Consider the following 11,597-nt stretch of genomic DNA (forward strand, 5'->3'; position numbering starts at 1 on the left):
AAGTGCGGATTGCTTCGGATTGGGCGCAGGCGGGGACCCGGGGGAGTTGCCGGAACGACGATGCAACTGATCAGGGTCCTTCTCGCCGCGGCGCTGCTGCTGCAGCCGCTTGCCGTGACCGCGGCGGGCTCTGGTACCGGCTCGACCCGGCTGATGGCGCACTACACGCACCAGCGCTGGAGCGAGGAGATCGACGCGCCGCGGCCGGTGTTCGCGCTGGCGCAGGACCAGCGCGGATATCTGTGGGTTGGTGCCGCAGCGGGGTTGTTCCGCTTCGACGGCATTCGCTTCGAGCCGGTGAGCACCGGCATCGACCTTGTTGCGGAGGGCGCGCCCTCGGCGATCCTCGTCCGCCGCAATGGCGAGGTATGGACCAATTTCGAACATACGGGCCGCTTCGCCGTCTACCGCGACGGCCGGTTGCGCTTCCTCGATGCACCTCCCTCGCCTGATCGGGTGCTCGCGATGCAGGAGGCGGCCGACGGCACGATCTGGGTGCTGACCGAGAAATTGGGCCTGCCATTGCTGCGCTATCGAAATGGCCGCTGGACATCTTTCGGCGTGGAGGCGGGTGCGCCGGTCGATAATCCGTTCAGCATGGTCGTCACCGCCGACGGCACGCCCTGGATCAGCTTCGCCCTGACCGGTGCGGTCGCCCGGCTGCGTCCCGGCGCCAGCAAATTCGAGTTCCTCCACCGCGATCCGGGCGCGCAGGGGCGGCTATCGCTGGATCCGCAGGAACGCGTGTGGATCAGCGACGCGCACGGCAGCTATCCGCTGACCGGCCCGGGCGCGCAGGGCAGCCCGCCCCCACTTCGCTACCCCTATGCAACCGACCCCACCGAGATTCGCGGGTGGCCGCGCTTCGATCGCGAGGGAAATCTCTGGATCGCCACTTATTATGACGGGCTGCAGCGCGTCACCCGGCCCGACCCGCGCGGTGCTGCTACGCCGGCCGAGGCGGCGGCGCGGGTAGAGCATTTCACCGCGCGGGACGGGCTGTCGTCCAATGCCACGACCCGGATCTTCCAGGATGCGGAAGGCAATGTCTGGGCGGGGACCGAAAACGGACTCGACCGGTTCTGGCCGGCGACCCTGCGTTACGAGCCGCAGCTCGCCCAGCCAGCCGCGTTCGGCGACCTGCTGCTGCGCGCGTCCGACGGCAGCGTCTATATCGGAGAGGCCAGGACCGTCTATCGGGTGCGGCCGAACGCGCCGCCCGAGCCGATCTTCCGCAGTCCCGACAACGAACCGCGCACGCTGTGCGAGGCGCCCGACGGTGCGATCTGGATCAGCCTGACCAAGGAGGATGGCGCCAACCGCGGCAAGCCGATCATGATCTGGCGGAACGGCCAGCTACGCCCCGGCCCACACATCCCGCTGAAGTACATCGTCTATGACTGCGCATTCGACGGGCGCGGCGATTTCTGGGTTACCGCCTGGATGGGCGGGATGGCGCGACTTCATGCCGGGAAATGGCAATGGATCGCCGGCCAGCCGGGCCGCCCCTTCGCGCCACGCTCGATGGTGGCGGACGCGCAAGGCCGTGTCTTCGTTCATTGGAGCGACCGCGTGCTGAGCCGGCTCGATGGCCTGTCCCGCCAGTCGCTTGCCATCCCGTTCGGCCGATATGAGCCCGACGACATCTCGCTCTATCCCGAGGCGCCGGGCAAGCTGCTCACTGCCGGCAAATATGGCCTCGCGCGGCTGGAGGGAGACCGCTTCCGGACCATCTCCGCGCAGCGGGTGCCGCTGTTCAGCGGTATCAACGGCATGGTGCGCAGCCCGACGGGCGACACCTGGCTGGCGAGCCCCGGTGGCATAGCGCGCCTGCGCACCGCCGATCTCGACCGCGCCTTCGCCGACCCGGCCTGGTCGCCGCCGATGGACGTGTTCGCCGCCGCCGACGGCCTGAGGAGCCGGCCCCATTCGCACAGCCGCAATGCGATCGTGCAAGGCGGCGACGGCCGGCTGTGGATCGCCACCCAGACCGGCACGCTGTGGCTCGATCCGGCCGATGTGCGGCGCAGCCACACCCCGCCGCACGTCGCAGTGGGCGCGCTTGTCGCCGACAAGGTCTATCGCGATCCCACCAATGTCACGCTGCCCGCCGGCCGCTCGAACATCCAGATCGACTTTGCAGTGCTGAGCTTCTCCAACCCCCGCGTTGCGCGCGTACGTTACCGTATCGAGGGTCAGGATACCGATTGGGTCGAGGCCGGCACGCGGCGCCAGGCCTTTTATACCAACCTCGCGCCCGGCACCTACCGCTTCCAGCTGATCGCGGCGAACGACAATGGGGTGTGGAACGAGGCCGGCGCCACGGTGGAGTTCACCATTCCGCCCACCTTCGTCCAGTCGCGCTACTTCATCGCGCTCTGCGCAGCTTTGGTGCTGGCGCTGCTCTGGCTCGCCTATCGGCTGCGGGTGGCGCAGGTCGCGGGCAGGATCCGGACACGGCTCGAGGAGCGGATGGGCGAGCGCGAGCGTATCGCCCGCGAGCTGCACGACACGCTGCTGCAAAGCGTGCAGGGGCTGGTGCTCCGCTTCCAGTCGGTCGCCAACAAGATGCCGCCGGAAGGCCCGGCGCGCGGCCAGCTCGAATCAGCCCTGGCCCGCGCCGACGACATCATCGCAGAGGGGCGAAACCGCGTGCAGGACCTGCGCGGTGTCGATGACAAGGGTGATCTACCCGAACTGCTGCGCGAGCGCGCGGTCGCGGCCGGTTTCGATGCCGCGATCGGCGTGCGCATCGTCGTGGAAGGCCGCCAGCGCCCGGTCGATCCGCTCGTCGCAGTCGAGCTCGGCCGCATCGTCGACGAGGCATTGTTCAACATCTGCCGCCATGCCCATGCCAGCGCCGTCGAGATCATCCTCCGCTTCGGCAATCGCCAGCTCGGTGTCGAGATTCGCGACGACGGGGTGGGCATGCCGCCCGAGGTGCTCGCGCAGGGCCACAAGCCCGGCCATTTCGGGCTGATCGGGATGCGCGAGCGCGCCGAGCGGATCGGCTGCAGCTTCTCGATCGACAGCCGCCCGGGCATGGGCTGCGCCGTGACGATGACCCTGCCCGCCCGCCTCGCCTTTGCCGATCATGCGCCGGGCCGGCGTTGGCGCTTCCTCTCCCGGCTTTCCCGCAACAAGAAAGATCCAAGCCATGTCGGCTGAGAAGGGCGCAACGCCCGTCCGAATCCTGATCGTCGACGATCATCCGGTGCTTCGCGAAGGCGTCACCTCGATTCTCGAGGACCGCACCGACATGGTGGTGATCGGCGAGGCGCGGGACGGCGCCGAGGCAGTTACCCGCTTCCGCGAGCTGCGCCCCGACGTGACGCTGATGGATTTGCAGATGCCGGTGATGAACGGCGTCGATGCGATCATCGCGATCCGCGGCGAATTTCCCGATGCGCGCATCCTCGTCCTCACCACCTATGCCGGCGATGTGCAGGCGGTGCGCGCGTTGAAGGCCGGCGCGACCGGCTATCTGCTCAAGAGCAGCCTGCGCACCGAGATGCTCGATGCGATCCACAACGTCCATCGCGGCCGCCGCCATGTCCACGGCGAAGTCGCCACCGAAATCGCGCTGCACATTGCCGACGACAATCTGAGCGAGCGCGAGATTGCCGTGCTGCGCCTCGTCGCCGAGGGCAAGGCGAACAAGGAGATCGCGCACGCCATGTCGCTCTCGGAGGAGACGGTGAAGGCGCATCTCAAGAACGTCTTCGCCAAACTCGACGTGAGCGACCGCACCCACGCAGTGACGGTCGCCGCGCGCCGCGGAATCATCGAGCTCTAGAGCAGCGCCATCCCGCCATCGACGCGCAGGTTCACGCCCGTGACAAAGCTGCTCATGTCGGAGGCGAGGAACAGCGCCGCGCTGGCCAGTTCCTCGGGCCGGCCCAGCCGGCCGAGCGGGATCGCTGCCGCCATCTGCGCCTCGAAGGCAGGGCGCTGCTCGGGCGTGACGCCGAGCTTGCCGAGTATCTCGGTATCGGTCGGCCCCGGGCTCAGCAGGTTGACCCGAATGCCCCGGTCCTTGAGTTCCAGCGCCCAGCTACGCGCGAAGGCGCCGATCGCCGCCTTGGAACCGGCATATACGGCATGACCGTCGAGCACCTTCTCGCTGGCGAGCGAGCCGGTGATCACGATAGCGCCATTGTCGCGCAGGATCGGGGCGAATTTCTGGACGCCGATGAACACGCCGCGCGTGTTGGTGGCGAACTGCGCGTCATATTCCGCCTCGGGTACATCGGCAGAGTGGCGGATCGTGTTGACCCCGGCATTGGCGACATAGATGTCGAGACCGCCGAACCGCTCGGCGATGTCGTCCGCCGCCCAGGCATGGAAGTCGGGATCGGCGACGTCGCCCAGGACATAGGCGGCGGCGCCGCCGATCTCTAGCACCGCTTGCTTTGCCGCCTCTTCGCGGCGGCCCGAGACGATCACCTGCGCCCCTTCCGTCGCAAAGAGCCTGGCGATCGCGAGCCCGATGCCGCTGGTGCCTCCCGTGATCATTGCAGTCTTGCCGGTAAGCAGGGTCATAGTTCCTCCGAAAATGCGTTTACCCGGAGATGGTCGCTGCGGGTGCGGCGCGTCACCTGTCCCTTGGTTCAGCTCCGCATCGTCCAAAGTAGGGGCCGCGCCCTCCCCCCGCGCAGATGCGGGCCCCACGCGGCCACGGCAGAAGCGGGCCAGGCTCCGGACGATGCGCTGGAGCAGCTTGGAGGGCCGTGTTAATCGGACGCGACAGGGATGATGAACGCAGGGGTTTTTCCGATTTCACCCTGCGGCCAACGAAATGGCAGTCGAGCGTCCCACCTGTCCGGCTCTTCTAGCGCCCATGGAGAAGTTTATGCCGTCGCCGATCCGCATCCTGCTCCAGACGACGATCCCGACCATCGCCGACGACTGGAACATCAGCCGCTTCTCGATGCTGCGCGATTATCTCGCCGGGCTGGCCGGTGAAGACGGCACGCCGCTCTGCGAAGTGACCGCGCGCGACCGCGTCGCGCCGGGCGGCCCCGATCCCGTGCTTTCCACGATCGATCGCTCCGATTTCGACGAGCTCTGGCTGTTCGCCGTCGATACCGGCGACGGACTCGACCCGGAGGATTGTGCCGCAATCGGCCGCTTCCGCGAGAAGGGCCGCGGGCTGCTGGTGACGCGGGACCATATGGACCTGGGCTGCTCGGTCTGCACGCTGGGCGGCGTCGGCGCCGCGCATTTCTTTCACAGCAGCCACCTCGATCCCGATCCCAGCCGGCGCGTGATCGACGATCGTGAGACCAGCGACATCCTCTGGCCCAACTATCATTCGGGCGCGAACGGTGACTTCCAGCAGGTGACGGTTATCGATCCGCCGCATCCGGTGCTGCGCGACCGGGAGGCCCCGGACGGGCTGGTCCGCTATCTGCCTGCCCATCCGCATGAAGGCGCGGTCGATGCCCCGGCCGGCGATCCCAGCGCGCGCGTGATCGCGACGGGCGTGAGCAAGGTGAGCGGACGGCAGTTCAACCTCGCGGTGGCCTTCGAACCGTCGCCGGCGGATGGACCGGCGATCGCGGAATCGACCTTCCACCACTTCACCGACTATAATTGGGACCTGGACAAAGGCTGCCCGAGCTTCGTCAGCGAATTGCCGGGGAGCGCGCTCGCCCATTCTACGGAAGCGCAGGCCTCGATCCGGACCTATGTGCGCAATCTCGCGCTCTGGCTTGCCGGGCGATCGCCGGACCCGCGGGAGGGGGAACTGGACGAGGCACTCGACGAAAGCTTCCCCGCGAGCGATCCGCCCGCCTTCTACTGAATCGGTGGCACGGCCTTATTTGAGAGAAGAGGAGCCATGCCGGGAACCGGCCGGCATGGCTCCCCACGGCGTCAGCCGCCGTTCTTGATCTTGTCGATATAGGCGAACTGGAGCAGCGCGGCCGCTGCGGCTGCCTGGGTGATCAGTCGCGCCTGGGTATCCGCCGGGCGGGTGTTGCCGGTGCGGTCTTCCGCCCAGGTGCCGGCCAGGCCGCTCGGATCGCCATCGGTCTCGCCGGTGTCGCCGTCGCCCGGCACGCCATTGGCGTACCAGCCATAGCGGTCCTTGTTCGAGGCGATCAGGAAGTCGACCAGGCTCTTCGCCGAATTGTACCAGGTCACGTCATTGTCGAGCAGATAGAGCTGGCAGAGCAGGTCGATGGTCGCATAGCCGCCGGTCGGTGCGTTCTGCTTGATTCCGCCGCTGCTGGGGAACCAGGCGCTGTGCGCGAGCACGGTGTTCATCATGCTCTGGGCATAAGCGAGCTTGGCAGTCTCGCTCGGATTGTTCTTGTGGATCGCCAGCGCCAGCGCAGCCACGCCGGTCGAGTTGCCGGCGAGCACGCCCGAATTGCCCGAATCGCAGACAAAGGGCTGGCCCGCAGTGTTGCAGGTCGCGCCGCCGCGGAACAGGCCGGAGGGGGCGAGCAGGTCCATGCTCGCCAGATTGACCTGGTTGAACATGTCGGTGCCCCAGGTCAGGCGGCCGGGCGCCGCCGGCTTGTTCGGGAAGCGCGCCGCCCAGCGGGAATAGGCCGCGCCGACGCGGGTGACCGGGCTCATGTAGAAGGCGGTCGACCAATCGGGATCGCCCGGCTTCTGCGACACGCCATTGTGGCTGTTCTGGTTGTTGTCGACATAGCCCAGCGCCTTGAACGCATTGTCCGACACCGACTGGGTCAGCGACACGTCGAGATAGACGTTGAGCATGTTGCCGCCGAGCAGCGCGTTGTCGTCATAATAGCATGGCTGGCCGTGGCGCACGCCATAGCCGCCGGGGGTCGCGCCCGGCGCGCTGCCCGCGCAGTTCGGGTTCCAATACCAGTCGAGCTGGTCGACCGCGCTCAGCAGCAGCGGCTTGTACGTCGCCGAATCGAGCCGGGCACCCCAATAGAGCGCGCGGACCATGTTATCCTCGGTCCAGAGATAGGCGACGTCGCTGCCCTTGACGTAATTATCGGGGCCCGGCTGATAGTTCAGCACATTGGCATACATCATCACGCTCGAATTCGGCGTGCTGGTCGTCTTGATAAAGGCATTGTGGACCTTGGTCAGGAAGGTCTTGGCCACTGCCTGGTAATCGGTCGCCAGCAGCGGAGTGACCCCGCCGGCCTGTGTATTCGCAGAGGTGGTCCCGGCCGGTGCGGCGAGCGGCACGACCACCGAGCCCGCGCTGTTTTCCGATTGTCCCTGATTTCCGGCCTGCCACGCCGTCGCGCCCGCCGCGAGCGCCGTCAGCGCCACGAGGCCAAGCAAATACTGCTTCTTCATCCGCATTGCATCTCTCCCATGCGTTGATGGGCAGCACTGCCATTCTCATCCGTCGGCCCCGCCGGCTTTGCCGTGCGAGGCGCGCTGCCCGCGCAATGATTGATACAATTTATCATATATCTCAATGATAATAATGAAATTTATTTTATTTAATAGCTGCGGACATGGCTGACATTCGCGCTGCAAGATCGCAGCGACGTGGCGGCAGGACGGCCCTGCATTTCAGCCCTGATCTCCCTGCCGAACTGCCTCGCAACGCCGGCTTTCGCCGTCCGCCGCGTGTCAGTTCGGAAGCTTCGGTGCTTCGCCCGGCTTGGCCATGTCGCGCGCAATCTGGTGCGCCTGACCGGTCGCATAGCCGGTGCCGTCGATCGCATAGAGGCCGGCGAGCAGCCGGGCGTCCATGCTGGTGAGTTCCTTGGGCGCAGTCGCGTCGGGGTCGAACAGCGTCAGGATCGTATCGACCGCATTGCCATTCTCCGGCGGATGCGCGCCAGCAAGCGTGCGCATCGCGACATAGTCGGCGATCTGCGCGATCGTCTTGTCGAGCACGACTTTCTTGTCGAGCACCACGACCGCATTGACCGTCGCGGTCTGGGTCGGCTGGCCGAATACCGAGCTCGAATGACTGTCGCTCAGCGCCGTCTTGGGCGCGCCATCCTCGTCGCGCTCCTCGATCAGCCGCCAGGCGTGGACCGGCCCGGCGCGAAACGCATCGCGCAGATCGACGTCCTGGAGATCGTCGAAGAAGGTCGAATGGCGCTTGCGCATCATTGCGATGAAGCCATCGGCATCGGCGGCGATCACCACGACGAGATTGGGCTCGCACTTTTCGGCACCCAGCCGCACCTTCGCGCCCTCGGCATCCCGGCGCAGGCGGTCGGCGATCGCCTCGGCCTTTGACGCCGGCACCCCGAGCACGAGCGGGCAGACCGGCTCGATGAAGCGCGCCAGTTGCCCGGTGTCCATCGCCACGACCTGGCGCACGAAGCGCTCGGCCTGCTTGACCGGCGGCTGCTGCTTGCCGGTGACGGTGATTGCGCCGTCCGGCTTGTCCTGTGCCCAGGCGGCGGGCGCGGTCAGCAGGGCGGCGAGCAGCAGCGGTAGGGCGGCGTGACGCATATTACGGATCCTCAAACGCGGATGACGGACTATTCCTCCTGCGCGCCGCCTCCGCGACGGCGGCGGCGACGGCGGCGGCCGGCCGGGGCCGGCTCGGACGCGGCGGCGGGGGCCTCGGCCGACGGCGCCGCGCCTTCCGCGCCCTCGCCTTCGCCCGCGCCCTTGCGCCCGGTCTGCACCACCACCGGCTTGCCGCCCGCGATCATCGTGCGGACATTGTCGAGCTGCGGATCCTTGGTGCGCACCATCTCGGCGAGCAGCGCGTCGCGCATATGCGCGATCCGGGCCTGCTGCGCGGGATCGTTGATCAGGTTGTTGCGCTGGCCGGGATCGACTTCGCGGTCGAAAAACGAGATCGGCACGCCATAAGCGCATTGCCGCGCGCGCTCGGCGATCTTCGGATCGCTCTGCCCGGCCTGGACCATCGCCTTGAAGGTGAGGCCGGTCAGCGAATCGACCGAGAATTTGCGGCCGCTATCCGCCCAGATCTGGTAGATCAGCGAATAGCGATGGTCCTGGATCGTCCGCACCGGGAACAGCGAGCCGTTCGACACGCCGTTCACATATGTGACGATGAACTCGGGTGCGGCAACCTTCTCGCCGCGCATCCGCGGGAGCCACGACTTGCCGTCGATCCCCTTGGGCACCGGCATGCCGACGAGCTCGAGGATCGTCGGCATGATGTCGACATTGCAGCACAGGTCCTTGAAGCGCTGCGGCTTGCCCATGCCGGGATAGCCGAGGATCACCGGCACGCGCGTGCCATGGTCATAGCCGCTGGCCTTGGAGAAGGGGAAAGGCATGCCGTGATCGTTGCAGAACAGCACGATCGTGTTGGCTTCCTCGCCGCTGGCCTTGAGCGCCTTGAGGATCTCGCCGACCGCGATGTCCATGCGCTGGATGCTGTTCCAATATTGCGAGATCTCGCGGCGGATGTCGGGCAGGTCCTCGAGGAACGGCGGCACATCGACATCGTCCGGACCCAGCTCGCGCGGAATCTTGAACGGGCCCTGGTTGTTGTTGTCCTTCTTCAGCCCGCCGGGGCTGCCGTAGAAGGGCCGGTGCGGATCGTTGATATTGCAGTTGATGAAGAACGGCGCGCCCTTCGCCTTGGCATTGGCGGTCGCGCGGTTGATCTCCGCGGCGTGCGACAGGACGTTGCGATCGCCGCCGCCCAGCATGTCGTCCCACGGGAAGGAGCTGCGCGGCTGCATATGCTCGAGCTTGTGGCTCGCAGCACTATACCAGCCCGCCTTGGTGAGGATCGAGCAGAGCGAAGGCGTGCCTTCGTACATCGGATCGAAGCCGCCGGGGCCGTTGCGGTGGGGCACGAGGCCGCTCATGAACGCTTCGCGCGAAGGCATGCAGATCGGCGCGGCGCCGCGGCAGGCCTCGAACACGTGCGAGCGCGCGGCGAGCTTGTCGAGGTTCGGCGTCAGCCCATGCTTGTTGCCCATGTAGCCGGGCGCCGAGATGTCCATGTCATCGCAGGTGATGATCAGCACATTGAGCCGCTTGGCACCGGCGGGCAGCGCCGGCTTGGCGTTCGCTGCCTGGGCGGGCATCGCCGCCGCGACGGTGGCCAGGAAGCTGCTGGTCAGAAATTCGCGCTTACGCATCACTCGCTATCCTCTTGCTTGGCGCCCGGCCGGCGCTTGCCGTTCCCCTTGCGCTGCGCTTCCGCCTCGTCCGACACTTGGCCATAGGGGAAATGCCCCTTGGTCGCGTCCGCCGGCATGACGATGTGGTTCAGGTCCTCGCCCTGGCTGACCATCCATTTCTCGAGCTTGCCGCGCAGATCCTTCTCGATCGCCGCGGTGCCGGGCTGGCCCGCCAGATTGTGCAGCTCATAGGGGTCCTTCTGGATGTCGAAGAACTCGACCGCCGGGCGATGCTGGAAATGATCGACGACAGCCTTCGCCTTGGGATCGCTCTTCGCGGCTTCCAGCCAGGACAGCCAATAGGTGTTGTCGCGCTTCTGGGTGTTCTCGGTGATCGCGTTCCTGACCTCGATCTCCGGGTGGTAATTGACGATCAGCTTGTACTTGCTGGTGCGGATCGTGCGCATCGGCGCGATGTTGGTGCCGTCGCCGGTGTGCGCGGCATAGACTTCGTCGCGGATGCTCGATGCCTTGCCGGTAAGCAGCGGCACCAGGCTCTTGCCGTCGACGCCCTGCGGCGCGGGGCCGCCGGCGACTTCCTCGAAGGTCGGCAACAGATCGACGAGCGAGACCAAGGCATCGCTGCTCTTCCCCGCCTGGATGTGACCCGGCCATACCGCGAGCAGCGGGGTGGCGATGCCTGCGTCGTAAAGATTCCACTTGGCGAAGGGGAATTGCGCGCCCTGATCGGCAGTGAAGAGGAACAACGTGTTCTTCGGATCGCCGTATTTGGCCATCGACTTGCGGACTTCGCCCAGCTCGGTGTCGGCCAGCGTCACCTTGGTCAGGTAGCGCGTGCGCGCATCGCGCAGCTCGGGCGTGTCGTAGAGATAGGGCGGGATCGTCAGCTTCTTCGCATCATAGCCCTGATTGTCGGGCCACGGCACGTGCGAGGCGAAGCTCGCCACGATGATCGCGATCGGCTGCTTGCGGTCGCGGCTGGCGAGCAGCTTGTCGACTTCGCCGGTCTGCAGCTTGCCGTTCAGCCCCTTCCCCACCACCGAAGTGGAGAGATATTCGAAGGGGAAGTTGCGGCGCTCGCCAAAATCGGTCTTGCCCGCGATCACCACCCGGTAGCCGAGCTTCTTCAGGTACATCGGCAGCGTCTGGATGCCGTCATGGACCGCGCTGTGGTTCGAGAAAGCGCCGTGGCGGATCGGATAGTCGCCGGTCAGGATCGACGAACGCGACACGGTGCAGGTCGGCGAGGAAGCGAACGCCCAATTGAAGCGCATCCCTTCCTTCGCCATCGCATCCATGTTCGGCGTGCGGGCGTCGGGGCTGCCATAGGCGCCGACATCCTCGCGGCTGAGATCGTCGGCGACGAACAGCACGATGTCCGGCCGCTGCGCACCCTTGGCGGGCGCAGATTGCGCATGCGCCGCGCCCGTCGTCACGGCCGCACCGCCCAATGCCAGGGCGGTTGCCCCAAGCAGCTCCGCAGTCCTGCCGAATCCTCGCACGCGTGCCATTACTCTGCTCCCTAAGCCTTTGTTTTCGCTGTCGGGGTCGTTGCTA

At 66.6% G+C, this 11,597-nt stretch carries 8 protein-coding genes; 3 read left to right on the top strand and 5 right to left on the bottom strand.

The window, feature by feature from the left end:
- The first annotated feature begins 60 nt into the window (after positions 1-60).
- Entirely contained in the window at positions 61-3,168 is a 3,108-nt protein-coding gene (locus tag HZY97_RS11880) for a sensor histidine kinase (RefSeq protein WP_180143807.1), read from the top strand.
- Positions 3,158-3,796: a response regulator transcription factor gene (locus tag HZY97_RS11885; RefSeq protein ID WP_180143810.1), complete on the top strand. Its 639-nt coding sequence runs from the start codon at positions 3,158-3,160 to the stop codon at positions 3,794-3,796. The genes HZY97_RS11880 and HZY97_RS11885 overlap by 11 nt, the downstream gene beginning before the upstream one ends.
- Here HZY97_RS11885 and HZY97_RS11890 read toward each other — a convergent pair.
- On the bottom strand, positions 3,793-4,542 hold the full coding sequence (locus HZY97_RS11890; RefSeq protein WP_180143812.1) for an SDR family NAD(P)-dependent oxidoreductase: 750 nt from the start codon (positions 4,540-4,542) through the stop codon (positions 3,793-3,795). The two genes, HZY97_RS11885 and HZY97_RS11890, sit on opposite strands and share 4 nt — an antisense overlap.
- A gap of 298 nt (positions 4,543-4,840) precedes the next feature.
- On the opposite strand from HZY97_RS11890, the gene HZY97_RS11895 reads away from it, so the two are divergent.
- Positions 4,841-5,806, top strand: coding sequence for a hypothetical protein (locus HZY97_RS11895; RefSeq protein WP_218943025.1), 966 nt, complete (start codon positions 4,841-4,843; stop codon positions 5,804-5,806).
- 71 nt (positions 5,807-5,877) lie between these two features.
- On the opposite strand, the gene HZY97_RS11900 is transcribed toward HZY97_RS11895, so the two are convergent.
- The 4 genes from HZY97_RS11900 to HZY97_RS11915 all read right to left on the bottom strand — a co-directional run bounded on the left by HZY97_RS11900 (position 5,878) and on the right by HZY97_RS11915 (position 11,551).
- A complete protein-coding gene (locus HZY97_RS11900; RefSeq protein ID WP_180143814.1) occupies positions 5,878-7,302 on the bottom strand; it encodes a hypothetical protein in 1,425 nt (474 codons plus the stop codon).
- Between the two features lie 276 nt (positions 7,303-7,578).
- Positions 7,579-8,418, bottom strand: coding sequence for a hypothetical protein (locus tag HZY97_RS11905; RefSeq protein ID WP_180143816.1), 840 nt, complete (start codon positions 8,416-8,418; stop codon positions 7,579-7,581).
- A gap of 29 nt (positions 8,419-8,447) precedes the next feature.
- On the bottom strand, positions 8,448-10,037 hold the full coding sequence (locus tag HZY97_RS11910) for a sulfatase (RefSeq protein ID WP_180143818.1): 1,590 nt from the start codon (positions 10,035-10,037) through the stop codon (positions 8,448-8,450).
- Positions 10,037-11,551 carry a sulfatase gene (locus tag HZY97_RS11915; RefSeq protein WP_180143820.1) on the bottom strand — a complete coding sequence of 505 codons (1,515 nt, stop codon included), beginning with the start codon at positions 11,549-11,551 and terminating at the stop codon, positions 10,037-10,039. The genes HZY97_RS11910 and HZY97_RS11915 overlap by 1 nt, the downstream gene beginning before the upstream one ends.
- Positions 11,552-11,597: the final 46 nt, after the last annotated feature.

Origin of the sequence: Sphingomonas sp. R-74633 (genome assembly GCF_013416555.1) — a bacterium.
GTDB lineage: Bacteria > Pseudomonadota > Alphaproteobacteria > Sphingomonadales > Sphingomonadaceae > Sphingomonas.